Source organism: Vibrio sp. 14N.309.X.WAT.E.F5 (assembly GCF_030397615.1).
In the GTDB taxonomy this organism is placed as follows: domain Bacteria; phylum Pseudomonadota; class Gammaproteobacteria; order Enterobacterales; family Vibrionaceae; genus Vibrio; species Vibrio lentus.
On the sequence record NZ_JAPNXR010000006.1, the window covers coordinates 1 to 26,791 of the forward strand.

25 protein-coding genes, 1 tRNA gene and 1 other annotated feature are annotated in these 26,791 nt (G+C 45.0%); of the genes, 14 read left to right on the forward strand and 12 right to left on the reverse strand.

Annotation, left to right across the window (positions count from 1 at the left end; genetic code table 11):
- Positions 1-78: 78 nt before the first annotated feature.
- The 4 genes from OW495_RS08770 to uvrY form a co-directional block, all read right to left on the reverse strand.
- A tRNA-Cys gene (locus tag OW495_RS08770) sits at positions 79-152 on the reverse strand.
- A 266-nt stretch (positions 153-418) separates the two neighbouring features.
- Entirely contained in the window at positions 419-976 is a 558-nt protein-coding gene (gene pgsA, locus OW495_RS08775) for a CDP-diacylglycerol--glycerol-3-phosphate 3-phosphatidyltransferase (RefSeq protein ID WP_017110986.1), read from the reverse strand.
- Positions 977-1,022: 46 nt separating this feature from the next.
- Complete coding sequence (gene uvrC / locus OW495_RS08780; RefSeq protein WP_102343902.1) at positions 1,023-2,855, reverse strand: excinuclease ABC subunit UvrC; 1,833 nt, start codon at positions 2,853-2,855, stop codon at positions 1,023-1,025.
- A gap of 15 nt (positions 2,856-2,870) precedes the next feature.
- On the reverse strand, positions 2,871-3,515 hold the full coding sequence (gene uvrY, locus OW495_RS08785) for a UvrY/SirA/GacA family response regulator transcription factor (protein WP_004729778.1): 645 nt from the start codon (positions 3,513-3,515) through the stop codon (positions 2,871-2,873).
- Between the two features lie 426 nt (positions 3,516-3,941).
- On the opposite strand from uvrY, the gene OW495_RS08790 reads away from it, so the two are divergent.
- On the forward strand, positions 3,942-6,305 hold the full coding sequence (locus OW495_RS08790; protein ID WP_102512659.1) for a DNA polymerase II: 2,364 nt from the start codon (positions 3,942-3,944) through the stop codon (positions 6,303-6,305).
- Between the two features lie 148 nt (positions 6,306-6,453).
- Here the strand turns inward: OW495_RS08790 and OW495_RS08795 are convergent, their stop codons facing one another.
- Positions 6,454-7,221 (reverse strand): nucleotidyltransferase, encoded by a 768-nt coding sequence (locus OW495_RS08795; protein WP_102512660.1) that lies wholly within the window; start codon positions 7,219-7,221, stop codon positions 6,454-6,456.
- A gap of 137 nt (positions 7,222-7,358) precedes the next feature.
- Here OW495_RS08795 and yeiP point away from each other — a divergent pair, with 137 nt between their 5' ends.
- The 3 genes from yeiP to OW495_RS08810 all read left to right on the forward strand — a co-directional run bounded on the left by yeiP (position 7,359) and on the right by OW495_RS08810 (position 8,849).
- Positions 7,359-7,928: an elongation factor P-like protein YeiP gene (gene yeiP, locus OW495_RS08800; RefSeq protein WP_009848748.1), complete on the forward strand. Its 570-nt coding sequence runs from the start codon at positions 7,359-7,361 to the stop codon at positions 7,926-7,928.
- 10 nt (positions 7,929-7,938) lie between these two features.
- On the forward strand, positions 7,939-8,268 hold the full coding sequence (locus OW495_RS08805) for an HI1450 family dsDNA-mimic protein (protein ID WP_012604336.1): 330 nt from the start codon (positions 7,939-7,941) through the stop codon (positions 8,266-8,268).
- A gap of 89 nt (positions 8,269-8,357) precedes the next feature.
- Positions 8,358-8,849 carry an RNA methyltransferase gene (locus OW495_RS08810; protein ID WP_004729783.1) on the forward strand — a complete coding sequence of 164 codons (492 nt, stop codon included), beginning with the start codon at positions 8,358-8,360 and terminating at the stop codon, positions 8,847-8,849.
- Positions 8,850-9,009: 160 nt separating this feature from the next.
- On the opposite strand, the gene rluB is transcribed toward OW495_RS08810, so the two are convergent.
- From rluB to OW495_RS08825, 3 genes are all read right to left on the reverse strand, one after another.
- Positions 9,010-10,038 carry a 23S rRNA pseudouridine(2605) synthase RluB gene (gene rluB / locus OW495_RS08815; RefSeq protein WP_017104066.1) on the reverse strand — a complete coding sequence of 343 codons (1,029 nt, stop codon included), beginning with the start codon at positions 10,036-10,038 and terminating at the stop codon, positions 9,010-9,012.
- A 159-nt stretch (positions 10,039-10,197) separates the two neighbouring features.
- Positions 10,198-10,818, reverse strand: a complete 621-nt coding sequence (locus tag OW495_RS08820; RefSeq protein ID WP_009848751.1) for an L-threonylcarbamoyladenylate synthase — start codon at positions 10,816-10,818, stop codon at positions 10,198-10,200.
- Between the two features lie 62 nt (positions 10,819-10,880).
- Positions 10,881-11,735, reverse strand: coding sequence for a PHP domain-containing protein (locus OW495_RS08825; RefSeq protein ID WP_029223551.1), 855 nt, complete (start codon positions 11,733-11,735; stop codon positions 10,881-10,883).
- 120 nt (positions 11,736-11,855) lie between these two features.
- Between OW495_RS08825 and OW495_RS08830 the strand changes: the two genes are divergently transcribed.
- The 7 genes from OW495_RS08830 (at position 11,856) to trpA (ending at position 18,990) form a co-directional block, all read left to right on the forward strand.
- Complete coding sequence (locus tag OW495_RS08830) at positions 11,856-11,981, forward strand: trp operon leader peptide (RefSeq protein WP_009848753.1); 126 nt, start codon at positions 11,856-11,858, stop codon at positions 11,979-11,981.
- Positions 11,928-12,042: a sequence feature (Trp leader region), on the forward strand. Its footprint overlaps the gene before it by 54 nt.
- A 125-nt stretch (positions 12,043-12,167) precedes the next feature.
- Complete coding sequence (locus tag OW495_RS08835; protein WP_029226056.1) at positions 12,168-13,757, forward strand: anthranilate synthase component 1; 1,590 nt, start codon at positions 12,168-12,170, stop codon at positions 13,755-13,757.
- A 2-nt stretch (positions 13,758-13,759) separates the two neighbouring features.
- Positions 13,760-14,386, forward strand: a complete 627-nt coding sequence (locus tag OW495_RS08840) for an aminodeoxychorismate/anthranilate synthase component II (protein ID WP_017104070.1) — start codon at positions 13,760-13,762, stop codon at positions 14,384-14,386.
- Positions 14,387-14,395: 9 nt separating this feature from the next.
- A complete protein-coding gene (gene trpD / locus OW495_RS08845) occupies positions 14,396-15,391 on the forward strand; it encodes an anthranilate phosphoribosyltransferase (RefSeq protein ID WP_102512661.1) in 996 nt (331 codons plus the stop codon).
- A gap of 20 nt (positions 15,392-15,411) precedes the next feature.
- Positions 15,412-16,863: a bifunctional indole-3-glycerol-phosphate synthase TrpC/phosphoribosylanthranilate isomerase TrpF gene (gene trpCF, locus OW495_RS08850; protein ID WP_102512662.1), complete on the forward strand. Its 1,452-nt coding sequence runs from the start codon at positions 15,412-15,414 to the stop codon at positions 16,861-16,863.
- A 130-nt stretch (positions 16,864-16,993) separates the two neighbouring features.
- Positions 16,994-18,184: a tryptophan synthase subunit beta gene (trpB, locus tag OW495_RS08855; protein WP_009848758.1), complete on the forward strand. Its 1,191-nt coding sequence runs from the start codon at positions 16,994-16,996 to the stop codon at positions 18,182-18,184.
- The gene (gene trpA, locus OW495_RS08860) at positions 18,184-18,990 is read left to right on the forward strand and encodes a tryptophan synthase subunit alpha (RefSeq protein WP_017080965.1); all 807 of its coding nucleotides are present in this window, start codon (positions 18,184-18,186) and stop codon (positions 18,988-18,990) included. Before trpB ends, trpA begins: the two co-directional genes overlap by 1 nt.
- Positions 18,991-19,078: 88 nt before the next feature.
- On the opposite strand, the gene OW495_RS08865 is transcribed toward trpA, so the two are convergent.
- Both OW495_RS08865 and OW495_RS08870 read right to left on the reverse strand, forming a co-directional pair.
- A complete protein-coding gene (locus OW495_RS08865) occupies positions 19,079-19,876 on the reverse strand; it encodes a slipin family protein (protein WP_102295746.1) in 798 nt (265 codons plus the stop codon).
- Positions 19,877-19,958: 82 nt separating this feature from the next.
- Positions 19,959-21,365, reverse strand: a complete 1,407-nt coding sequence (locus OW495_RS08870; RefSeq protein ID WP_289886054.1) for a nodulation protein NfeD — start codon at positions 21,363-21,365, stop codon at positions 19,959-19,961.
- 410 nt (positions 21,366-21,775) lie between these two features.
- Here OW495_RS08870 and OW495_RS08875 point away from each other — a divergent pair, with 410 nt between their 5' ends.
- Positions 21,776-23,095: a dicarboxylate/amino acid:cation symporter gene (locus OW495_RS08875; RefSeq protein ID WP_318532804.1), complete on the forward strand. Its 1,320-nt coding sequence runs from the start codon at positions 21,776-21,778 to the stop codon at positions 23,093-23,095.
- Between the two features lie 129 nt (positions 23,096-23,224).
- Here the strand turns inward: OW495_RS08875 and OW495_RS08880 are convergent, their stop codons facing one another.
- Entirely contained in the window at positions 23,225-23,998 is a 774-nt protein-coding gene (locus OW495_RS08880; RefSeq protein ID WP_102512682.1) for an ABC transporter substrate-binding protein, read from the reverse strand.
- 10 nt (positions 23,999-24,008) lie between these two features.
- Positions 24,009-25,151 (reverse strand): histidinol-phosphate transaminase, encoded by a 1,143-nt coding sequence (hisC, locus tag OW495_RS08885; RefSeq protein ID WP_289886056.1) that lies wholly within the window; start codon positions 25,149-25,151, stop codon positions 24,009-24,011.
- A 180-nt stretch (positions 25,152-25,331) separates the two neighbouring features.
- Here hisC and OW495_RS08890 point away from each other — a divergent pair, with 180 nt between their 5' ends.
- Together OW495_RS08890 and OW495_RS08895 are read left to right on the forward strand one after the other, a co-directional pair.
- Positions 25,332-26,219, forward strand: a complete 888-nt coding sequence (locus tag OW495_RS08890) for a LysR substrate-binding domain-containing protein (protein ID WP_289886057.1) — start codon at positions 25,332-25,334, stop codon at positions 26,217-26,219.
- Positions 26,220-26,508: 289 nt separating this feature from the next.
- Positions 26,509-26,757 carry a hypothetical protein gene (locus tag OW495_RS08895; protein ID WP_017105193.1) on the forward strand — a complete coding sequence of 83 codons (249 nt, stop codon included), beginning with the start codon at positions 26,509-26,511 and terminating at the stop codon, positions 26,755-26,757.
- Positions 26,758-26,791: the final 34 nt, after the last annotated feature.

Below are 26,791 nucleotides of genomic sequence, written 5' to 3' on the forward strand. Positions count from 1 at the left end.
GATGACCTCAACCTTGGCAAGGTTGCGCTCTACCAACTGAGCTAGTATCGCATTTTCATTACTCTACGAAAGAGATAATGGAGGCGCCTCCCGGAGTCGAACCGAGGTCCACGGATTTGCAATCCGCTGCATAGCCACTCTGCCAAGGCGCCTTAGTAACTCCAATCGAATCGCTCATCGCCATCCTCTTGGGTACGGGATGCATTCTACGGATTCGAGCGTTTGAGTCAATATTATTTTTGTATTTTTAATTCGTTTGAATAGATTTCATACGAAACAGGCTAAATAGCTGACTTTGTGTGCAAAGCACTTTGTGGACAGGCTATTCAAAGGAGATCTATATCACATTAGATATCCACTATTGATAACTTAACCTTAGGTTAAAGATCAAAAAAGCGAGCCTCAGCTCGCTTCTTCATCAATGGTGTTTTTCGTCTAACAAATCATCTTTGGCGGCCATCAAGTATTGCGCCATTGACCAGTAAGTAAGAACGGTTGCAACATAGAGTGCAATGTAACCCACCCAAATCATCCAGTCGTCGTATCGCCAGATAAGTACCCAAAGAGCAAACATCTGAGAAACGGTTTTCACTTTACCAACCCAAGATACCGCAACGCTTGCACGTTTGCCGATTTCAGCCATCCATTCACGAAGCGCCGAGATGATAATTTCACGACCAATCATGGTCACCGCAGGAATAGTCACCCAGATCGAGTGATAGTGCTCGGTAACTAAGATAAGAGCAGTAGCAACGAGCACTTTATCCGCCACAGGGTCAATAAAGGCACCAAAGCGAGACGTTTGTCCGAGTTTACGAGCCAGCATGCCATCTAGCCAGTCAGTAAAACCCGCTACCCAAAACACCATTGCAGCAGCAAAAGGAGCCCATTCATAAGGTAGGTAAAAAACAACAACGAATACTGGGATTAAAAATAGTCTCAGTAAGGACAAAATGTTAGGTATATTCAAACGCATATTATTAGGCTCTTATCAATTGCGCTTTAATGGTGCGGGATTTTTACTATTGTTTCAATGCTTGATAAATGTTTTCTGCCAAAGAATGACTAATGCCCGGCACTTTGGCTATTTCTTCGACAGTTGCACGCTTAAGTTCTTGTAAACCACCCATATATTTCAACAAAGATTGACGACGTTTCGGTCCTACCCCTTCGATTCCTTCCAAAGCACTGGTTCGGCGAGTTTTACCTCGTTTCGCTCTGTGCCCTGCTATCGCGTGATTATGACTTTCATCACGGATGTGCTGGATAAGATGCAACGCTGGTGCATCGCTTGGTAAGTTAAATTCCTCACCTTCAAGAGTAACTAAGGTTTCTAAACCCGGCTTACGGGTCACACCTTTCGCGATACCCATCATTCTTGGTCGAAATGGCCAATCACCCCAATATTGAGAAACAATCTCGTGAGCGCGATTCAGTTGCCCCTTACCACCATCGATAAAGATGATATCAGGGATCTTATCGACATCGAGTTGTTTGGAATACCGTTTCTCAAGGGCCTGAGCCATCGCCGCGTAATCATCACCTCCAGTAATTCCGGTGATGTTGTAACGACGGTATTCGGGTTTAACAGGGCCTTCCTGATTGAACACCACACAAGACGCTATAGTACTTTCACCCATGGTATGACTGATATCAAAACATTCCATCCGTTTAATCGCATCCATCGACAACACTTCTTGAAGCTCTTTGAAGCGCTGATTGATGGTCATCTTATGATTAATCTTGGTGGTAATTGCCGTTAGCGCGTTGGTATTCGACAACTTAAGGTAACGACCACGAGTGCCTGAAGGATTGGTATTGAAGTGAATCTTACGACCCGCCACTTCACACAAAGCTTCTTGAATCGGTGTGACATCTTCCATCAAATCGGCATTAAGAATTAGACGCGTTGGGATGGTTCTTGCTTCATTATGCGCCAAATAATATTGACTTAAAAAGCTCGAAAAGACCTCTTCTCGCACCGTATTGTTGGGAATTTTAGGGAAATGGCTTCGACTGCCCAAAACTTTACCTTGGCGAATCATCAAGATATGGATACAAGCAACGCCATTTTCTTGAGCAAACCCCAACACGTCCATATCTTCCATAGAATCGTCAGATACGTACTGTTGCTCTTGTACACGTCGAATCGCTTGGATTTGATCGCGGAAAGCAGCAGCTTGTTCAAAGCGAAGCTCACGACTTGCCTTGTCCATCTTGTCGATGAGTGTCTCAAGTACGAGCTTATCCTTCCCTTGAAGGAACAAACGAACATAGTCGATAAGCTCGCTGTACTCTTCATCAGAGATAATAGAGCTAACACAAGGCGCAGCACAACGACCAATCTGGTACATCAAACACGGGCGTGTTCTGTTCGCATAAACCGTGTCTTCACACTGGCGAGCAGGAAAAATCTTTTGTATTAGGTGTAGCGTCTCACGCACAGCGCCGGAATCAGGGTAAGGACCAAAGTATTCGCCCTTTTTCTTCTTAGCACCACGATGCATCGACAAACGAGGATGCTTGTGACCGCTAATAAAAATATAAGGGTACGACTTATCATCACGCAGAAGTACGTTGTATTTCGGTAAATACTGCTTGATGTAGTTGTGCTCAAGGATAAGAGCTTCAGTTTCCGTATGCGTAACAGTGACATCGATTTTGTCGATATTGCTGACTAAAGCGCGTGTTTTTTCACTGTCGACTTTTTTACGGAAATAACTGGAAAGGCGTTTTTTGAGGTTCTTAGCTTTACCGACGTAGATAACAACAGCCTCGGCGTTATACATCCGATAAACGCCGGGCTGTTCTGTTACTGTCTTAAGGAATGAGACTGAGTCAAACAAGTTGGTCACTATAAGATCTCAGAGTTAAAGGGTCTCAGTATCTAACATTCCATGTCTAATCGCTAAATGCGTAAGCTCTACATCACCGCTGATGTCGAGTTTACTGAACAGTCGGTAGCGGTAGCTGTTAACTGTTTTAGGACTTAGATTGAGTTGTTCTGAAATATCCGTCACTTTCTGACCTTTGGTAATCATCATCATGATTTGAAGTTCACGTTCAGATAGATCAGCGAATGGATTTTCAGACGCAGGCGAGAATTGGCTTAAAGCCATCTGCTGCGCAATTTCTGGTGAAATGTATCGTTGGCCACTATTAACCACTCGAATGGCATTTACCATCTCGTCCGGACCTGCACCTTTAGTAAGGTAACCTGCAGCTCCAGCTTGCATCACTTTAGTTGGAAACGGATTTTCCGTATGAACAGTTAAAACGATGATTTTAACATCAGGGTTGAAACGCAAGATTTTCTTGGTTGCTTCTAAGCCACCAATACCAGGCATATTCATATCCATCAAAATAACGTCAGTATTATTAGTACGACACCATTTTGCAGCATCTTCACCGCTTTCAGCTTCCCCTGCTACGTTCATCCCACGGACGTCTTCAATAATACGTCGTATCCCTGTGCGAACCAGCTCGTGATCATCTACAAGGAAAACATTTATCAAACTTGTATCTCCACACTATTAATTGGCTCTGCAACCACTGTGTCGTTTCATCTATTTGAAACAATTAAACAAAGGAACAACGGGTCGCAGCATTGTGTATATCTTAACTCAATTACTAAATAAAATCTCTGTTGAATATGTGTCGAAACACTAACTTTAGCAAGTACTTATTTATAAATAAGCCAACTAAAACAACAAGCTTTAGGTAAAAATCAACTAGTTAAAACAACACCCAATAAAATTACACAAGATAAAGAGATTTTCAATACCATTGAATCTCGATTCATTACAATTTCACTCTTTTGCTTATTAAGTCCCGTTATTCTTCTCCAATTCTCAAAATATAGAGACTATTTTCGTTTGCTGTTGTGCGTGATGAGGCGCTAGATGGTAGTATTCCGCTCTCCATTTCAATAGGTTACTACATTGGATATTCAGCAAGGCTTTGTACTCACAAGACAAGCGCGAGACTTTTCAGGGCGCACACAAATCGACTTGTGGTTAAGCACCCCTAAAGGCCCTACGCTACTGACTATTCAAAACGAAAAGCCTGTCTTTTTTGTTGCTCAATCTGATATCGAAACGTGCCAATCTATTGCCGATAAAGAGGCCATAGATTGTCAGTTTAAGCCTTTAGAGCTAGCAACATTTGACCAAACCCCTTTAGCCGCTTGTTACACTTCCTTATCGAGAAGCAGCTTCGGGTTAGCTCAAGCCTTTAACGGTGAAGAGATCCAAACCTTTGAAAGTGATATTCGACTGGCCGATCGTTTCTTGATGGAACGCTTTATCAAGGGCAGTATCGAATTCACAGGCACTATCACCTCAAAAAGACAGCATCGTAGAGTATCGAACGCAAAATGTCGAGCTGGCGATTACCTGCCAAACTTGTCTGTGGTTTCGCTTGATATTGAGTGTTCAGAAAAAGGTGTGCTTTATTCCATCGGCCTAGACAGTCCAATGGATAGCCGAGTGATAATGATTGGCGATCCACAAGAAGCAGACACCAATATCCAATGGGTTGCCAACGAGAAAGCGCTGCTTGAAGCCATGATTGCGTGGTTCTCCGAGTTTGACCCGGACATCATCATCGGTTGGAATGTCATTGATTTCGACTTTAGGCTGCTGCACAAGCGTTCGGAATGGAACGAAGTGAAACTCAGTATTGGTCGCGACAATCAACCGAGTTTCTTTCGTAGCTCAGCACAAAATCAGCAGGGCTTCATTACCATTCCTGGTCGCGTGGTTTTAGATGGTATCGATATGCTTAAAACAGCAACCTACCATTTCCGCTCTTGGTCTCTTGAGTCCGTCTCACAAGAGTTGCTGGGCGAAGGCAAAGACATTCATAATGTTCATGACCGCATGGATGAAATCAATCGAATGTTTAAGTTCGATAAACCTTCACTTGCCAAGTACAACCTTCAAGACTGTGTGCTAGTAAACCGAATCTTCGAACACACTCACCTACTCGATTTTGCTATTGAACGCTCTCGCTTAACTGGTGTTGAACTTGATCGCGTTGGCGGCTCTGTCGCTGCGTTTACTAACTTATACATGCCTCAGATACACCGAGCGGGTTACGTCGCGCCTAATTTGGAGCCCGAAAACTGGATCGCAAGCCCCGGTGGTTATGTGATGGATTCGATTCCCAACCTTTATGACTCGGTTTTGGTGCTCGATTTTAAGAGCCTTTACCCATCGATCATTCGCTCTTTCTTGATTGATCCGATGGGCCTGATTGAAGGGCTAAAGTTAGAGTTAGGCTCTGAAGAAGACCAAGCAGTGGCTGGGTTTCGTGGCGGTCAATTCCACCGCTCTAAGCACTTTCTACCGGAGATGATCGAAAATCTCTGGGCAGCGCGTGATGTCGCAAAGAAAAACAACGAGAAAGCTTTTTCTCAGGCGATTAAGATCATCATGAACTCTTTCTATGGCGTGCTAGGTTCTTCTGGTTGTCGTTTCTTTGATACTCGATTGGCATCCTCTATCACCATGCGCGGGCATGAGATCATGAAGCAAACCAAGGTTCTGATCGAAGATAAAGGGTATCAAGTGATCTACGGGGATACCGATTCAACGTTCGTGTCTCTTAATGGCAGTTTTGAGCAAGAACAAGCAGACGAGATTGGTCACTCCCTTGTTGCTTACATCAACGACTGGTGGACGAATCACCTTAAAGAGGTCTACAACCTCACCTCGATACTTGAATTGGAATACGAAACTCACTATCGCAAGTTTCTAATGCCGACCATTCGAGGCTCTGAGACAGGATCGAAGAAACGTTATGCAGGTCTAATCAATCAAGGTGACCAAGAGAAGATCATTTTTAAAGGCCTTGAAAGTGCACGAACCGATTGGACGCCCCTTGCACAACAGTTCCAACAGACGCTGTATGAGATGGTGTTTCACGACCAAGACCCAAGTGATTATGTTAGACAGTTTGTCGATGAAACATCCGCGGGCAAACACGATGATTTACTGGTGTATCAAAAGCGCTTGCGCCGTAAGTTGCATGAATACCAGAAGAACATTCCGCCACAGGTTCGCGCAGCAAGATTAGCCGATGAGATCAATGCTCAGCTCGGTCGCCCGCTTCAATACCAAAACAAAGGGCGTATTGAATATTTGATTACGCTGAGTGGCCCCGAGCCCAAGGAGTATTTGAAGAGCGGTATCGATTATCAACATTACATCGACAAGCAGATTAAACCGGTCGCAGAAGCTATTTTGCCGTTTATAGGACTGGATTTTGAAAGAGTCAGCGGGCAACAGTTAGGTCTGTTCTAGATTGAATCCTCATTTCGAGGCGACATTAGACTCGATATACCATTAAAACTCGATCCAGACATGAAAACGAGAAAAGCAGAGGAGTGCTTAACTCGCTCTGCTTTTTCATATCAATGGATAGCTTACGATCTTGATAGCTTACGACCCCCTACCCGATTCGAAACTCAGTTTTCTGATACTGCTTAACCAGCCATTCACCAAAGCCATCAAGAATACCTATTACTGAACGTTTAGGAATCGCACGCCCAGACAGCAAAATACCCAATCTTTGAATCTCAACTTCTTTCTCTGGATGGTATCTCAAGAACTGTTGACCGCACTCCATAGGTGCATCGAACCAATTCTTGTCTCGGTACATAACCAAAGAATAACTGGCTCGCAAAAGCTTCTTGGCAATAATCACCTGCGCGGCGACTTGTTGCTCAGGCGTTGTTGCTCGGGCAATCTTATTACGATAAACCGCTAACCAATTTTCCGCATCCATATTCCAATGCTTAGCAATTTCCCAACTCGTTTCGAAATCGCCATAGCAGTCTGATAAATCTTCACCATGCACACACACAGCTAAATGCTTGAGCATGAAGCCCCACGTAAAGATATTGTCGAAATCAACTATCTCGCTCACCAAGGTGGTTTTAATCGCCACTTGAGTGACCTGAGGGAAGCTCTTTTGGAAGCGCCACTTAATGGTATTCAGCAGCGTGGTTCGTTGTTCTTGGAAAGGACGATGGGTAACCACAACCACATCTAGATTCGAGCGACCGATAACGGCTTGCTTGCGTGCCACACTGCCATAAACATAGACACTGTGCAGATTAGAACCTAACCCACCTTTTAGAAAGGTAATCAGATCGTTAACCACAGGTTGAAATTCAGGTTGAAATGGCTGTGTTGGGTCAATAACAGGTAGCTGCATAGGTCGTTTCGGTAAATAAAATAATGATTTAACTGTCTCTCTATGATCGCTTAGGTGACTTTATGATTCAAGCTATTCCTATTTATAGCGTCTACGAGATATAATCACCGGATAGACCCAATAAGGACAAACACAAAATGCCTAGAGCAAGTGAGATTAAAAAAGGTTTTGCGATCAATGTTGATGGCAAAACAGTACTAGTTAAAGATATCGAAGTAACAACACCAGGTGGCCGTGGCGGTCAAAAGATTTACCGCTTCCGTGGTCACGATGTAGCAACTGGCGTTAAAACAGAAGTTCGTCACAAGGCTGACGAAATCGTTGAAACGATCGACGTAACTAAGCGTGCAGTGATGTTCTCTTACGTTGATGGCAACGAGTACATCTTCATGGATAACGAAGATTACACACAGTTCATCTTCAACGGTGAAATGATCGAAGACGAACTGCTGTTCATCAACGAAGATACGCAAGGTATGTACGCGATTCTTATCGACGGTACTGCGGCGACTCTTGAGCTACCAACTTCAGTTGAGCTAGTAATCGAAGAGACAGACCCTTCAATCAAAGGTGCTTCTGCTTCAGCTCGTACTAAGCCAGCTCGTCTGTCTACAGGCCTTACTGTTCAAGTTCCTGAGTACATTGCAACTGGCGACAAAGTTGTTGTGAACACAGCTGAACGTAAATACATGAACCGCGCAAGCTAAGATACTGATTATGACCGAAGCTAACGACCTAATGTCTTACGACGACGCAATTGACACTGCATACGACATCTTTCTAGAGATGGCTGCTGATAATCTTGAACCTGCAGACGTGATCTTATTCACGGCTCAGTTTGAAGATCGTGGCGCTGCAGAACTTGTTGAAACTGGTGACGATTGGGTTGAACATGTTGGCTTTGAAGTCGACAAAGAGATCTACGCTGAAGTACGCATTGGTCTTGTAAATGAAGCTGATGATGTCTTAGATGACGTATTCGCTCGTCTACTGATCAGCCGTGACCCTGAACACAAGTTCTGTCACATGTTGTGGAAACGCGACTAGGCTCTTCTTAAACCAGCTCAGAGTACTGAGCTGGTTTTCTTACGACTTCATAGCCTCATCACTTTACCAAACTGCAACTCTACAAAATTATGACCAAAGCAAAGACAGATACCCTATCCAAAGGCTATGCCTGTGTTGGATTAGTAAATCCCAAAACCCCTGAAAATGTTGGCTCAGTAATGCGAGCAGCTGGTTGCTACGGAGCAAACTCTGTATTTTATACTGGCACCCGTTATGACCACGCTCGACAATTTCATACCGACACCAAAGAAAAGCATCTTGAGTTGCCTTTGATTGGTGTTGAAGATCTTAAAGATATTATTCCTGTTGGCTGCGTGCCCATCGCGGTTGATTTGATAGAAGGCGCTAAGCCTCTACCTGATTATAAGCACCCACCTCGTGCTTTTTATATCTTCGGCCCTGAAGATGGGACTCTGAAAAAAGAGATCACGGACTTCTGTCGTGAAACCATCTACGTTCCGACTAATGGCTGCATGAACCTTGCTGCCGCGGTCAATGTTATTTTGTATGACCGCATGGCGAAGGGTGATAATTTTTCTAATCATTTGAAAGTGACCTAATATCAATCGTAGCGAGTCAGCCGAGCTGGCTAAGCACTTCTACCTGATCAAGCACTTCCACATGATTCGAACTGCGCCATATTCAAGACATAAAAAAACCTGCTAAGTGAGCAGGTTTTTTGTATTCGAAACGTTGGATTAAGCTATAGAACCCACGAAATTACTTACGCGATCTTGGCTTAGCCGGTTTAGCCGGGCGTCCGTTGTTCAGTTTAGGCTTTTTGGTAGACTGAGGTTTGCCATTGGTCGCTGGAGCACTACGACCTGAATCAGGTGTTGTTGTACCGCGAGTTGCAGGCTTCTTACGCTTAGTCTGGTTGCTACGACCTTTAGGAGCATTTGCGCGCTCTTCGTGACGCTTAACAGCACGACGAATTTTCTGGCTGCGAGAACGTTCACGCTTACGAGACGTATTTGCAGGATCAAGATCCAACAGTGTCTCTTTTTCTGGCTGAAGTTCAACAAGCTCACGCAAGTAGTTTACTTCTTGAAGATCTAGCTCTTTCCAACCGCCACGAGGCAGTTTCTTATCAAGGTAGATATCACCGTAACGTACACGTTTCAGACGGCTTACTGTTGTTTCTTGTGATTCCCAAAGACGACGAACCTCACGGTTACGACCTTCGTTAATTGCTACGTAGAAAGTATGGTTCATACCTTCACCGCCAGCGTAAACCACATCTTCGAAACGAGCCATACCATCTTCAAGTTGAACGCCACGAGTCACGTTCTTAACTTTTTGCTCGGTTACTTCACCAAATACACGTACTAGGTACTCACGCTCAACCTGACGGCTTGGGTGCATTAGGCGGTTTGCTAGTTCACCATCGGTTGTGAACAACAGTAGGCCTGATGTGTTTGCATCAAGACGACCAACTGAAATCCAACGAGAACCACGGATCTTAGGTAGACGATCGAAAACAGTACGGCGACCTTCAGGATCGTGACGAGTACAAAGCTCACCTTCAGGTTTGTAGTAAGCAAGTACACGACAAACCACTTCTTCAGAGGCTTTGCCTGTAATAGTGTGGCCATCGATACGGATCACTGAGTTCTCGTCTTCAAGACGCTCACCCAATTTCGCAACTTGACCGTTAACACTTACACGACCAGATTTGATTAAACCTTCTAGTTCACGACGAGAACCGTGACCAGCTCGCGCTAAAACCTTCTGTAATTTTTCGCTCATTTACTCTTTTCTACCTAATTGTCGTCTTCACAGACGTCGAATGAATTTTTCGCGACCAAATCGCGGTCGCGTATTATCGCAAATAACCTGCCAAAAAGCACTTGTTATTTACTCTGGCAGGTTTGCTGTTTCGTTACAGACTGTTAATCAGTAACGCTATTATTCAAACGGCGCTGGATCACCGGCACCACGACGTAAAACAACGGCGTCATCGTCACTGAAGTCAATAACCGTAGTAGGTTGCTCACCTAAGTAGCCGCCATTCAAAATGACATCAACCGCATGCTCTAGGCTGTCACGAATTTCTTCAGGATCCGATTCAGTTGTCTCGTTACCCGGAAGAATCAGAGACGTCGACATCAATGGCTCGCCCATTGCTTCTAGAAGATCTAGGGCAATTTTGTTGTCCGGTACACGAATACCGATCGTTTTACGCTTAGCGTTCATCAAACGCTTTGGCACTTCTTTTGTTGCTTTGAAAATAAACGTGTAAGCACCTGGCGTGTGCGCCTTAAGCAAACGGAAAGCCACGTTATCTACTCGTGCATACAGTGACAACTCAGAAAGATCACGGCATAACAAAGTGAAATTGTGCTTATCATCGATTCGACGAATTTTACAGATGCGTTCGAGTGCTTGTTTATTTTCAAGCTGACAACCCAGTGCATAACCTGAATCTGTTGGATAAACCACAACGCCGCCATTGCGAATAATCGCAACCGCTTGAGTAATTAAGCGCGCTTGTGGGTTATCTGGGTGTACATAAAAAAACTGGCTCATTGTTGATCCTCGTTATCGAATCTCTCGACTCTATCATCAGAAGGAGCTGGTTCACCTAAAGACTATTCAGATGGTGAAACCGTTTGAAACTCCCAATCTTTCCATACTTCTTCGACCCCAGAAGGTAGCCAGAGATTACGTCCAAGTTCCATCCATGGGGATGGGTAATGGAAGTCGCTGCCTTGGGAGGCTAATAGTTTGTATTGTATAGCATAATCCGCAAGTGTGCGTCTTTCTTGTTGTGCTTGCTGAGGTTGAGCCACTTCCATGGCGTCACCATTTGCTTCAACAAATGCAGCTAATAGACGCTTAACCCACTTGGCGGTAAGGCCATATCGCGCAGGGTGAGCTAATACCGCTTGGCCACCAGCTGCATGAATTGCCGTGACAGCATCACCCATTGAGCACCATGTTGGCGGCACATAACCTGGATTGTTGCGCGTAAGAAACTTTTTAAACACCTGCTGCATGGTTTTCGCGTAGCCATTGTCGACTAACCATTTCGCAAAGTGAGCTCGAGTAATTGGTGCATCACCTGCAATCAACTTAACCTCTTCCAACACACCTTCACGAGTCGCTTTCTCAAGACGTTGAGCAATCATCTCTGCACGTCCGACACGGTGTTGCTTCTGTTGTTCAATTAACGCTTTCAATTCTGGTGATTCAGGATCGACGTTTAACCCAACAATATGGATATCTTTGTTTTGCCAAACGGTTGAGATCTCGATGCCGTTAATCAACTGAATAGGAAGATTGTTATCAGCAATATAGCTGCGTGCTTCTGCAAGCCCATCAGTCGTATCATGATCTGTAATCGCTAACGCTTCGATGTTAAAGCCTAGCGCTCGGTCAATCAGTTCAGGTGGAGTAAGTCGGCCATCTGAGGCTGTTGTATGACTATGTAGATCAATTCTCATATATTCTTTTTCATTGTTTTCAATTTTTATCGTTATATTTGTGTCAACGCACTTGACCTGCAAGCGCAAAACTAGTTAACTAGTACACAAATACGAAGTATCACATTTGATAGGTTCACTATGTTACAAGAATTTAACCAAAACCATAAAGATAAAGTTTTAGAACTTTCTTCAGTAGAAGCAAGTTCAGAGCTTAATTGGTGGCGCACTTGGACAAGTTCTTGGTGGGCCAACGTGTACTTCTAATTAAACAGTTTGTTTATAAAAAAGTTATCACTAAGCCCGCTTTCATAGCGGGCTTTTTAATTTGTCGAACATCTCACATTCAACTGACTAACAAATCAACGAATTGACCATATTCTAGATTGGGTGAAAGGTATCTTTATGCGACTATGTACGGCAGGAAATTTAAAGAATCATAAAGGAGGTCTTGTGAACAAGGCCATTGAAATCAAAAAGCTGGGAACCATTGAGGTCATCAATTCTTCCGTTCCTTACTCGCAAGATCCAACCAGTGTTTTTCATACTCTGTGTGAAAACAAAACAGATAGTCTGTTGTTGGAATCTGCTGAGATTGAATCTAAACAGAACCTGACAAGCCTACTCCTTATCGACTCTGCTGTTCGCATCGTATGTCGCGGACATGAAGTAACCTTTCAAGCGTTGACTCAAAATGGTCAAGCGCTAATCGAACACCTAGCTCAAAACGTTAAAACAGAGATAAAATCTGACCTTACGGATAACGTATTGACGCTGACTTTTGTCGAACCAAGCAACGAATTAGACGAAGATTCACGTTTAAGAGAAGCGTCTTCATTCGATGCACTGCGTTTGGTTCAACACAGCTTTGAGCAAGACGCGGATAACAAGCACGCATTATTCATGGCTGGCCTATTCGCTTACGACATCGTGGCGAACTTTGAACCGCTAGGCGATGCTGAAGCGACCAACAACTGCCCTGACTTTGTTTTCTACGTTGCCGAGACTCTATTACGTTTCGACCACCAAGAAAACGAAGGCCTACTTCACGCGAGCTTGTTTGCTCAAGATGAAAGCATCAAAGCTCAATTAACTGAGCGCCTAGCCGACATTCAAACACAGTGTCAGTCATTGAAAGCCATCACCGAAGTAACGCCGCTCGACAACGTTGACGCAGTACCAAGCGTTTCAGATGAAGACTTCTGCCAAACGGTTCGTGATTTAAAAGAATACGTCGTTAAAGGCGATGTATTCCAAGTGGTACCTTCACGTCGCTTTACGCTACCTTGCCCTGCTCCACTGGCGGCTTACAAAGAACTCAAGCAAAGTAACCCAAGCCCTTACATGTTCTACATGCAAGATGAGCTGTTTACTCTGTTTGGTGCATCTCCAGAAAGCGCGCTGAAGTACGAAACTGAAACCAACCAAATCGAAATTTACCCAATTGCTGGTACTCGTCGTCGTGGTAAGCGCCCGAATGGCCAAATTGATTTCGACCTAGACAGCCGTATCGAACTTGAGCTGCGCACCGATAAGAAAGAAAACGCAGAGCACATGATGCTGGTCGACCTAGCGCGTAACGATGTGGCACGTATTGCAGAAGCCGGCACTCGACACGTAGCAGACTTGCTGAAAGTTGATCGCTACAGTCATGTGATGCACTTGGTTTCTCGTGTTGTTGGTCAGCTCCGTGAAGACTTAGATGCCCTGCACGCTTACCAAGCTTGTATGAACATGGGTACGCTAACGGGCGCACCAAAAATCCGCGCAATGCAGCTTATCCGAGACGTAGAAAAAACTCGTCGTGGTAGCTACGGTGGTGCAGTCGGTTACCTAACTGGTGAAGGCACGTTAGATACTTGTATCGTGATTCGCTCTGCTTACGTTGAAGATGGCGTGGCACAAGTACAAGCGGGCGCAGGTGTGGTATTCGACTCAGACCCACAAGCAGAAGCAGATGAAACTCGCGGCAAAGCTCAAGCGGTCATCTCTGCGATTCAAGCAGCTCATACTAAAAACCTAACAACTAAGAAGGAGTCGTAATCATGGCTGATATTGTATTCATCGATAACTTCGACTCGTTCACTTACAACCTTGTAGACCAGTTCCGTTCATTAGGTCACAGCGTGAAAATTTACCGTAACAACATTCCTGCAAAGGTCGTTGAAGCGGCGATCAATGAACTAGACAACCCTGTTGCATTGCTCTCGCCAGGCCCAGGCGCTCCGGCTGATGCGGGCTGCATGCCTGAGCTGATTCAGCTACTAAAAGGCAAAGTGCCAATGATTGGTATTTGCTTAGGCCACCAAGCAATTGTTGAAGCCTACGGCGGTACCGTTGCAGGCGCTGGCGAAATCATTCATGGTAAGGTGTCGATGATGGAACACCAAAATCATGCGACTTACCAAGGCTTACCTTCGCCGCTGGCTATCGCTCGCTACCACTCTTTAGTAGCAACGCATGTATCAGATAGCTTAACAGTGACAGCTGAAGTCGATGATTTGGTAATGTCTGTGGTTCAAGAACAAGACAAGGTTTGTGGATTCCAATTCCACCCTGAATCAATTATGACGACCTACGGTGCAACGCTTCTAGCAAACGCTATCGAATGGGCTCTTGAGAAACCTATTCATTTAGAGAAAAGCTCTCCCCTTGAGAAGACAGGAAAATAGGACGAAATCATGGAACAGATTAGTAAACTTTACGAACAGCAGTCTCTTACTCAAGAAGAAAGCCAACAGTTATTTGATGTGATCATCAAGGGTGAGCTAGACCCAATCTTGATGGCTTCTGCTCTGACTGCATTGAAAATCAAAGGCGAAACGCCTGATGAGATCGCTGGCGCGGCGAAAGCACTACTTGCGAACGCAAACCCGTTCCCGCGCCCTGATTACGATTTCGCAGACATCGTAGGTACAGGTGGCGACGGTCACAACACCATTAATATATCTACAACTTCTGCATTTGTAGCAGCAGCGTGTGGCTTAAAGGTCGCGAAGCACGGTAACCGTAGTGTATCGAGCAAATCAGGCTCTTCTGACCTACTGGATTCGTTTGGCATCAACCTAGCGATGACCGCGGAAGACACTCGTACGGCTGTCGATGAGCTTGGCGTAGCATTCCTATTTGCTCCGCAATACCACGGTGGCGTGCGTCACGCAATGCCTGTTCGTCAAACTATGAAAACACGTACTATCTTCAACATCCTTGGCCCACTGATTAACCCTGCTCGCCCTAACATCGAGCTAATGGGTGTTTACAGCAAAGAGCTAGTACGCCCTATCGCGGAAACCATGCTGCAAATGGGCATGAAGCGTGCTGCCGTTGTGCACGGTAGCGGCCTTGATGAAGTGGCTATTCATGGCGAAACCATCGTTGCTGAAATCAAAGACGGCGCAATTCACGAATACACAGTGACACCGGCAGACTTTGGTTTGAACACTCACCCTCTTGAAGCAATCAAGGGCGGCGAGCCAGAAGAAAACAAAGCCATCACAACAGATATCCTAACGGGTAAAGGCACTGAAGCCCAAGTTGGCGCAGTAGCCGTGAACGTTGCTCTATTGATGCGTCTATTTGGTCACGAAGATCTAAAAGCCAACGCACAGCAAGCGATTGACGCAATGAACTCTGGCAAAGCGTACGAGCTTGTACAAAAGCTTGCTGCACACGCCTAACGAACGACGAGACAAAGAACATGACACAGACTACCGATAAATTGTCGACCCACGTTTCAGTCAAAGAAGCTGAAATGGCGGAAGTACTAGCAAAAATCGTTCGTGATAAATACCAATGGGTTGAAGCGCGTAAGCAGACCCAACCACTGGACGAGTTTAAAGCGGCGTTAACCGCAACTGACCGCAGCTTTTATGATGCTCTGAGCGGCGAACAAACCGTTTTCATCACTGAATGTAAAAAGGCCTCTCCGTCAAAAGGTTTGATCCGTGACGAGTTTGATTTGGACTACATTGCATCGGTTTACAACAACCACGCCAACGCGATTTCAGTGCTGACAGACGAAAAATACTTCCAAGGTGACTTTGAGTTTTTGCCAAAGGTTCGCAGCATTGCTAAGCAACCTATCCTGTGTAAAGACTTCATGGTTGATACCTACCAGGTTTACTTAGCTCGTCACTACTCTGCAGATGCTATCTTGTTGATGCTATCAGTATTAGATGACGAAGAGTACCAAGCACTTGCTGAAGTTGCTCACTCGCTAGATATGGGTGTACTAACCGAAGTCAGTAACGAAGAAGAGCTTCACCGCGCAGTCACTTTAAAAGCAAAAGTGATCGGTATTAATAACCGTAACCTACGTGACCTTTCGACGGATCTGAACCGTACTAAAGAGTTGGCTCCGCTAGTTCGCGAACTGGCTCCAAACGCAGTCGTGATTTCAGAGTCTGGCATCTACACGCATCAACAAGTTCGTGACCTTTCAACATTTGCAGACGGCTTCCTAATCGGCAGCTCTCTTATGGCTGAAAAAAACCTAGAACTTGCGGTGCGTAAAGTAACCCTCGGTGAAAACAAGGTGTGTGGTTTAACTCACTCTGACGATGCCGCGAAGGCTTATCAAGCTGGTGCGGTATTCGGTGGTTTGATTTTCGTTGAAGCGTCTAAGCGTCATGTGGATATCGAAGCGGCTCGTTTAACTATGAGTGGCGCACCGCTGAACTACGTGGGTGTGTTCCAAAACCACAGCGTAGCAGACGTTACGAAAACGGTATCTGAGCTAGGCCTATTTGCTGTGCAACTGCACGGTGATGAATCTCAAGCATTTGTCGATGAGTTAAAACAATCACTACCTGAAAGCGTTGAGATTTGGAAAGCTTACGGTGTTGCTTACCGTGCTGAAAACGGCGCTAAAAGTGCGCTACCAGAATTACTGGAAAGCAACGTGACTCGTCACCTACTAGATACTAAAGTGGGTTCTCAAACGGGTGGTACAGGTCAGGCGTTCGATTGGAGCCTGATCAACAACCAAAGCGCAATCATGTTAGCAGGCGGCCTAAACCCAGAAAATGCTAACCAAGCAGCCAAGTTGGGTTGTTTAGGATTAGACCTAAACTCTGGCGTTGAATCAGCTCCGGGTAAAAAAGACGCAGACAAACTGCAACGCGCTTTTACAGCGATTCGTAATTACTAGTCCAAGTTCGGCTCTAGGAATTAGAAAGCAGAAACTAAAAACATATTTGTGAGCTTTGCTTCAGCGAAGCTCAAACAAGATTAAATGACTTGGTGTGAAGACACATCAATAGAATTGAAGGAATAACACAATGGCTAAACTCGATGCCTACTTCGGTGAATACGGTGGTCAATACGTACCGCAGATCCTAGTGCCAGCACTAGACCAACTAGAACAAGCATTTATCGATGCACAAGCCGATCCTGAGTTCCGCAGTGAATTCATGACGCTTCTGCAAGAGTACGCAGGTCGTCCAACGGCACTAACGCTAACGCGTAACCTGACTAAAGGTACAAAAACTAAACTGTACCTAAAGCGTGAAGATCTACTTCACGGCGGTGCTCACAAGACAAACCAAGTACTTGGTCAAGCGCTGCTAGCAAAACGTATGGGTAAGCAAGAAATCATCGCTGAAACAGGCGCAGGCCAACACGGTGTTGCCACTGCTCTAGCGTGTGCTCTACTAGGCCTTAAGTGTCGCGTTTACATGGGTGCAAAAGACGTTGAGCGTCAAAGCCCGAACGTATTCCGCATGAAGCTAATGGGCGCAGAGGTTATTCCTGTTCATTCTGGCTCTTCAACGCTAAAAGACGCATGTAACGAAGCACTACGTGACTGGTCTGCAACTTATGAAGACGCGCACTACCTGCTAGGTACTGCGGCTGGCCCTCACCCATTCCCAACGATTGTTCGTGATTTCCAACGCATGATCGGTGAAGAAACGAAGAACCAAATTCTAGCTCGTGAAGGTCGCCTTCCAGATGCCGTTATCGCTTGTGTTGGCGGTGGTTCAAACGCTATCGGCATGTTCGCTGATTTCATTGAAGAAGAGTCTGTTCGCCTAATCGGTGTAGAGCCTGCTGGTAAAGGTATTGATACCGACCAACACGGCGCGCCGCTTAAACACGGTAAAACAGGTATTTTCTTCGGTATGAAAGCCCCACTGATGCAAGATGAGAACGGCCAAGTAGAAGAGTCTTACTCTGTTTCTGCGGGTCTAGATTTCCCATCAGTTGGTCCTCAACACGCGCACCTAAATGCCATTGGCCGTGCTGAATACGACAACGTGACCGATGACGAAGCGCTAGAAGCGTTCCAATTGATTGCACGTAAAGAAGGTATTATCGCTGCGCTAGAGTCATCTCATGCTTTGGCTCATGCTGTTAAAATGGCTCACGACGACCCAGAGAAAGAACAGCTATTAGTCGTTAACTTATCTGGTCGCGGTGACAAAGACATTTTCTCTGTACACGACATTCTTAAAGAGAAAGGAGCATTATAATGGATCGCTATCAATCACTCTTCACTCGCTTAGCTGAAAAAAATCAGGGCGCATTTGTACCATTCGTAACGGTTGGCGATCCTAACCCTGAGCAGTCTCTTAAGATCATGGAAACCTTGGTTGAAGCGGGTGCTGACGCACTTGAGCTTGGTATCCCATTCTCTGATCCGCTTGCAGATGGCCCAACAATCCAAGGTGCGAACATTCGTGCTTTAGATTCTAAAGTAACGCCAGATGTGTGTTTTGATCTTATTGGTCAAATTCGCGCTAAATACCCAGAGCTACCAATCGGCCTACTGATGTACGCAAACTTGGTTTACGCACGTGGTATAGAAAACTTTTACGAACGCTGCGCAAAAGCAGGCATCGATTCAGTATTGATTGCTGATGTACCAACCAACGAGAGTGGCGAGTTTGTTGCTGCAGCTAAGAAGTTTGGTGTTCACCCAATCTTTATTGCTCCACCAACAGCAAGCGATGAAACACTTCAATCAGTTTCTGAGCTAGGTGGCGGTTACACATACCTACTTTCTCGCTCAGGCGTAACGGGTGCAGAAACAAAAGCGAACATGCCTGTGACTGCCCTACTTGATCGTTTGAACAAGTTCGATGCGCCACCAGCTCTTCTTGGTTTCGGTATCTCTGCTCCTGAACAAGTGAAAGAAGCGATTGTAGCTGGCGCTGCAGGTGCTATCTCTGGCTCAGCCGTTGTGAAAATCATTGAAAACAACGTTGAACAACCAGAAGCAATGCTTAAAGCACTTGCGGAGTTTGTTACGCCAATGAAAGCGGCTACGCAGAAATAATCGACGGTCACTAAATAGAACCAGCGATTCAAATACTAAAAGGCTCCACAACTGTGGAGCCTTTTTTATAACTCGTCATTCACGCTAACTACTCTTCAGCTTTCATCGCTTTCTTAATCGCTGCCTCATTGAGCGTCGCTTTGATCGGGTCGGTTATCTTCTCCACTAGATCGATGGGCATTGGAAAGATAATGGTGGAGGTTCTTTCGTTAGCCACCTCGGTTAGCGTTTGCATATATCGCAATTGAATGGCGTTGGGCGCTTGATTCAGCACTTCGGCCGCTTCCCGTAACTTTGAGGATGCTTCAAGCTCACCGGTTGCATGTATTACCTTAGCTCGACGAGAACGTTCCGCCTCGGCTTGTTTAGCAAGAGCACGCACCATACTGTCATCCAGATCAACATGCTTGATCTCGACATTGGCAATCTTGATTCCCCAGTTATCGGTGTGTTGATCCAGTATCGCTTGTAAGTCTCTATTAAGCTCTTCACGCTCGGACAACAGCTCGTCCAACTCATGTTGCCCAAGCACCGAACGCAGCGTTGTTTGTGAAAGTTGGCTGGTCGCTTCAAGGTAATTCTCAACGTTGTTGATCGCCATCTTCGGATCCAGCACTCGAAAATAGACCACAGCATTGACCTTCACAGACACATTATCTCTGGTGATCAAATCTTGCGTAGGTACGTCCAACACGATAGTTCGAAGATCCACTCGCACAATTTGTTGAATGAAGGGAATGATGATAATCAACCCCGGCCCTTTGACGCCGTAAAAGCGCCCGAGAAAGAACACCACTGCACGCTCGTACTCGCGCAGCACTCTGAACATGCTGGCTATCAACAAAATAACGAGCACAATGACAATACCTATAGTGTGTATAAACATAACCGCCCCCTAATGGTAACGATGGCTAAGCAATTAATAATTCAATAACGTTTGTCCTAGCAGTCCGCGCTAACAGTCCGCGCTAGCTAGGTTTCGATGATGTCTCATCGGGCAGCGCCTCCACATCCAACAACAACCCAGTCAGTTTGGTCACTCTAATAAGCTGTCCCGCTTGCAATTCACTCGCGCATTTGGCTTGCCAGATCTCACCTTCAACCAATACTCGCCCCGCACCGGGGAAGCCGCTCACTACTTTGCCAGTGTCGCCGACAACCGCTTCCATCCCCGTAGTCACCGGCTTGTTTCTCACTCGAACTAGCATAGAGATATTTACAACGATAAAAGCGACAGAGAATAGGCTAATACCGATAATTAACGGCAATGCGATTTGATAACCTGGCACTTCGGTATCCATCAACATGATCGAGCCCAATGTAAATGCGGCAACGCCACCCAAACCGAAAATACCGAAGCTCGGGCTAAAGGCCTCTGCGACCATCAAAGCAATTCCCAATAGGATTAAAGCAAGGCCCGCGTAACTCACCGGCAGCATTTGTAAGGAGTACATTGCCAATAACAGACAGATCCCCCCCAATACACCCGGTAGCCCGACGCCGGGGTTATAGAACTCAAGGAGCAAACCATAGATACCGATGAGCATCAGAATGTAAGCGACATTTGGATTTGTGATCACCGAAAGCAGACTAAAGCGCCAGTCTTGTTCTCGCTCGACAAAAGCAACATCACTAAGTTGGACTTCCTGACTGACACTGTTGATGGTGATGACGCGTCCGTTGCTCAGTTCAACCAATTGCTGAAGGTCGCTGGCAATAAAATCAATTACGTTAAGCGAGAGTGCATTCTCAGAATCCAAGCTGGCTGCCTCTCTTACCGCTTTTTCTGCCCATTCTTCGTTACGTTTGTGCAGCTTAGCCAAACTGACAATGTAAGCAGCTGCATCATTGATGACTTTCTTCTCCATCGCAGTGGTGGCTTTTACTTGGTCTGAGTTCTCTTGTTTCGTTGCGTCTTGCTCGCTCGCAGAAGTGTTGTCGTCTTTATTGGTATCGTCTTGAGGAGATAACGGATTAGTCGGCGCTTTGCCACCGCCAAGAGACACTGGGGTTGCTGCACCTAGATTAGTTCCGGGCGCCATAGAGGCGATATGGCTGGCAAGTAAAATATAGGTTCCGGCGCTCGCTGCTCGTGACCCCGCAGGCCCAACCCAAGTAGCGACTGGAATCGGTGACGTGGTGATGGATCGAATAATGTCACGCATCGACGAATCTAACCCGCCAGGCGTGTTCATTTTCAAAATAATGAGCTTTGCTTGCTCATCGTGAGCTTGTTCTATTTCTCTAGTGAGGTAATCACTGGTCGCCGGACCTATCCCTCCGTTCACCTCAATCACCCAGACATCATCGGCCTGAGCAAACACTGAGCTGAACAACAGAAGAAACGCAAACAAGTACTTTAATATAAAAGTCATAGCCCCTCTCCTTACAACTGAGATGCTAGATAGACGTTTTATTTAAAGCGCAGAGGTAACATCTTGGTAATAAATAAATACCTTAAGCATAGTTCAGGCTAAATTTCACACAACACGTACCTGTGGATTCACCCCAACATAAACGTTCAAAAAACACTCACAAATGAAATCAGAATGTTAATGGAACGTTTTCAACACCAACGCTTGTAAATCATTCACAGAATCTCCAGCGAGAAAGCTTTTATAAATGCAACAAATAACATCGCTATAAAAAACCAAGGCAAACGATTGCATTGTTGTGCAAAATCAACAAATGACATTAGACCACCTGTTTTTCAGAGACTTTTACCTCTGCTCATATTGATAAATGTAAAGGATACGTGTAAAACTCGTCGCGAAATATTAATCCAATGGTACATCGTACATTGGTGAGTAGTTCTGGGATTTTTATATTTAGTAGCACAGAGGTTATGGAAGTGTTAAAAGAAAAGAGTTTACTAAGCAACATCGGCATTCAAGTCGTTATTGCAATGATCATCGGTACTGTAGTCGGTGCGATGATGGGTGACAGCGCAACTATGTTCGCTCCACTGGGTGCTATCTTCATCAATTTGATCAAGATGCTGGTTATTCCTCTAGTCGCGGTTGCCCTAATTTCAGGTGCTGCAGGTCTAGGTAATAGCTCATCGGCTGGTAAAGTCGGTGTAACAACACTGGGTTACTTTGCACTAACGTCTGCACTTGCTGTAGCACTGGCGCTTGTAATGGGTGAAGTGTTCGAACCGGGTCGTGGTATCGATGTTTCTGGCGTTGAAGGTATGTTCTCTTCAGAATACGCTGCGAAAGGCGAACTTCCAACGTTCTGGGCAACCATCACTGGCATGATCCCTACCAACGTTTTCCAATCACTGAATGAAGCAAACATTCTGCAAATTCTCGTTTTCTGCTTATTCTTTGGTATTGCGATTTCTAAACAAGCAAAAGAGAAACGTGACCCTATCATCAACGGTGTAAATGCTATCGTTGACGCTATGGTATGGATGATCAACAAAGTTATGATCATTGCACCACTTGGCGTATTCGGCCTAATGGCTGAAGCAGTAGGTACGTTTGGTTTTGGCGCGCTAATGGTCGTGTTCAAGCTGTTCATTGTTTACATCGCTGCGATTCTTATCTTCGGCTTTGTTGCTTACCCACTGATGATTCAAATCTTCACTAAGACTTCAGCTAAGAAGTTCCTAGTGGCAATGAAGAAGCCTCAAGCGGTTGCACTATCAACAGCCTCTTCAATGGCGACACTACCAGTAACAATGGAAACGGTAGAGAAAGAACTTGGCGTTCGCAACTCTACGGCTTCATTCGTTCTGCCTCTTGGTGCGACGATCAACATGTCTGGTAACGCAATTTACTACGGCCTAGTTGCTATCTTCTTTGCACAGCTGTTCAACATCGACCTGTCTATGGGTGCTTACGTTGCTATCATCGTAACGTCTACGCTAGGCGCAGTTGGTCAAGCGGGTGTTCCAGGTCCTTCTTTCCTAGTGGTTGCGGTTCTTCTGGCAGCTGGTATCCCTATCGAAGGTCTACCTCTGTTGTTCGCTCTAGACCGTATCTTCGACATGATTCGTACTGCTCTGAACATCACTGGTGATGCAGCATGTGCAGTAATCGTTGATTCTCTAATCAAAGACGAAGAACAAGAAGCTGAGCTACAAAAGCAGCAAGCGTAAAGACGAAACGCTAAGTTGATGGTTGATTATTGATTGAATTGATACCGCTGACATAAACGAAAAAATCCGAGAGCCTCACAGCCCTCGGATTTTTGTTTTTGGTGTTCTAATTTTTAGGCGTTAGACGAATTATAAATCAGCGCCATAGATATCAAACGTGAAGTACTTAGCGGCAATTTTGTCATAGGTACCGTTCGCTCTGATCTCTTCAATCGCAGCATTGAATTGTTTAGCCAGTTTTGAATCTTGCTTCCTTAACGCTAGTGCCGTGCCTTCGCCAATGTAGGTTTTGTCGGTTACTGCTTTGCCTTTGAATTCAAAGCCCTCGCCTTCTTTCTTGTCTAAGAAAGCCAATGACAGTTGATCTGAGTTGCCGAAGGTTAGATCTAGGCGGCCGTTTTTCAGATCCAGATACACTTCATCTTGGCCAGTATAACGCTTAATGTTTGCCACATTGCCAAACTTGTCTGTTACGTAGCGATCGTGAATCGTACCTTGCTGAACACCGATAGTTTTGCCCGCTAAGCCTGCCTCATCTACGCTGAATTCCGCGCTTTTAGCAGCAACAAATACGGCTGGTGTTTGGTAGTACTTATCGGTAAACAAAATCTTGCGCTTACGCTCTTCGGTAATACGCATCGACGCCATGATCACATCTGACTTTCTTGCCAATAAGCTTGGAATTAGCGAGTCCCAACTTTGTGAAACCCAAGTACAATCGAGTTTGGCTTGCTCACACAGTGCATCAGCTATCTCAATATCAAACCCGACAGGCACACCATCACTGTTTTTGTAGTTGAATGGCGGATACGTAAAGTCTGACGCTAAACGGATTTCTTTCGCCTGTACTGTTGTACCAAGTAAAGCGGCCGCACAAGCGAGTCCTAGTATTATCTTTTTCATCATTGCCATCCTAGATATGATCTTTATCGAGTTGAGATTGAGTTTCTTTATGTTGAGATTGTTGAATTTGTTTGTCTTGCTGATTCTTTCTTATTTCGGTTTGGTAGCGTGAAAGTGACGCTATCACTTCCGCCATACTCTCTTGGCTACCAATACTGATTCGAACGCAATTACGTAAAGCCGGTTCGTGGTTTTGGTTCCTTGTTACAATGCCATCCTTCGTCAATACGCTAAACAGTTCATGCCCCGATTTTTGACGTAACAAAATGAAGTTGGTCGATGACGGATAAACGTGTTCAATAAAGTCGAACTGCATTAACTCCGCAGCAAACTGATTACGAATCTCTACCAATGTAGCGGTCGCCTGTTTCATCACGGCAACACGCTCATCAGACAAGGCCTCTAGTACGATCTGAGAAGAACAATCTGGCATTGGGTATGGCGGAATCAACTTCGATACGTATTGCATCACGTTGGGGCTAGCCAAAATAAAGCCACAACGTACAGCAGCTAGTCCAAACGCTTTAGATAAAGTGCGAATCACGACTAGATGCGGATAACGCTCAATAAGGCTCACGGCCGATGTCTGAGGTTCAAATTCAATATACGCTTCATCGACCACGACTAGCGATTTGCCCACGGTTCCTTCCAGTACCTCAATAAGGTCAGCTTTTGGAATTACGTTGCCCGTTGGGTTGTTTGGTGAACAAAGAAAGACAAGATTAACCAGTTCAGACTTCTGCACGATATCGGCGACATTAAGATTAAAGTCTTCTTGTAATGGTGAGTCTAATGTCTCGATAGCGAGTGCATCGGCGCAAAACTCGTACATTGCGTAAGTCGGAGAACAAATGAGGATATTGTCTTGTGCTGGTTTGCAAAAGGTTCTGATCAGTAAATCAATCGCTTCATCTGCACCACGAACGGCAACAGTCGCGGCATCAGTGTCACAGTAATCTTGATAAGCCTTGGCAATGTCTTGCGGTAAGAAATCAGGATAACGATTGTAACCTTGCTCACCTTCAAACAAAGCATTTTCCAGTTCATTGGCATTTAGCCAGACACGTCCATCGCCGCCAATTCTTCTTGCTGATTGATAAGGTATTAATTTTTTTACAGCCTGAGGCACTAAGCTATCAATAAAAGATGTCAAGAAGCTATCCCTTTCATGTAATTACGATTCTTTCACCACTGCTTTCATATTCAAAATATGTGACTTATGCACATATTAAATCACAAATGATGATTAAGTATTTATATTCAAACAGAACACTATTGATAAATGAATCGAAATAATCACATAATAGCCATGATAAAAAGTCATAGGTAAATTATGAATAAAACTCTCCCTTCAACAAAAACACTGCTTGCGTTCTTGTCGACGGCAAGGCATCTCAACTTTACACGTGCAGCACATGAGCTCAATGTCACGCAAGGTGCGGTAAGCCGTCAGGTGTTGTCGTTTGAAGAAAGTCTCGGGTGCGATCTTTTCTACCGACATGCTCGCGGGTTGTCATTAACACCTAAGGGAGAAGAACTGGTTCCGCTGATTCAAGATACCATCCAACAACTGCAATCGGCGTTAAATCAAGTTGCCAGCTCTCCATCGAAGATCAAACTCAACGCACCAAGTTGTATCACCTCTTGGCTATTGCCTAAGCTGATGTCTTTTCAGCAAGCCTACCCTGAGATTGATGTCGAACTCACGTCAACCATCAAGCACGTTTTCGAGCCAAGTTTTGATCCTTTTGATGCCGTCATTACCTATGGCAAGAAGCCAAGCCAACAATCGATTGTTAGCCAACTCTTGTTCAACGAGCAACTGGCGCCCGTCTGCCAAGCACAAAGTATTAAACCCAGTCACCTTGCCAGTGGTACCTCTTCTCTAATCAAACCACATAAGCTTGCTCAATACACATGGCTACACGCCAATAACGAGCAGAGTGACTGGCGACTTTGGTTAGAACATATTGGAAGTCATGACCTTTCAAGCAAGAAAAACCAGCAATTCGCAACACTCGATCAAGCGATGAACGCCGCAATACAAGGTTTTGGGATTGCGATTGGCGACATCACTCTCGCCAAGCAAGACATCGATTTAGGGAGATTGGTTAAGGTTAGTGAAGGAAGTATCTTTTCTGGCAACGGTTATTTTTTACTGCAACCTAAAAACCGTCAAAACCCTTCCCTATCAACTCTGGTTGACTGGCTTGTTGATTAACGGCCTATCAAAGTTGCCAATTCAAGACCATCAAAGCTTGAGTTGCTCGTCATAATGAGAATTTTACGATTCTCAAAATAAAACTATTTCTCGGTAGCTACGTATTGGTGTTTAGAGATTAGAACGGACGTTTATTTAACTAGTTGAAAAGAAAATTAATTCAACTTTTTACGTCAGAAATTCTATCCCAATGGATAAAATGGCATTCGAATTGCTTTGTCATAGATAACCCAACCAATATACAGCAGGTTGCATCAATAACATTGCAGCTTGTCACGGAGGATAGGCTATGACCTTACAAAGACATACATATTACGGCTTAATTCATCACGGAATTAAAACCTTATTAATGGATAGAATTGGCCACTTCACAGAACGCGAATATCACGAGTATCTTGATCTGACGACCGGAAAATCAACGTGTTTTGCGATGAGTGAGCAAGAGCTTGAAAACACTTTAGACACGTTGAAGAGTGAGGGCTACCTTGAAGATATCAAAAAACTGATCCCACGCTACCAAACATCGTCGATGCGGTGACAAGGAGTTCAAACAAAATAGTTTTGCAGCCAAT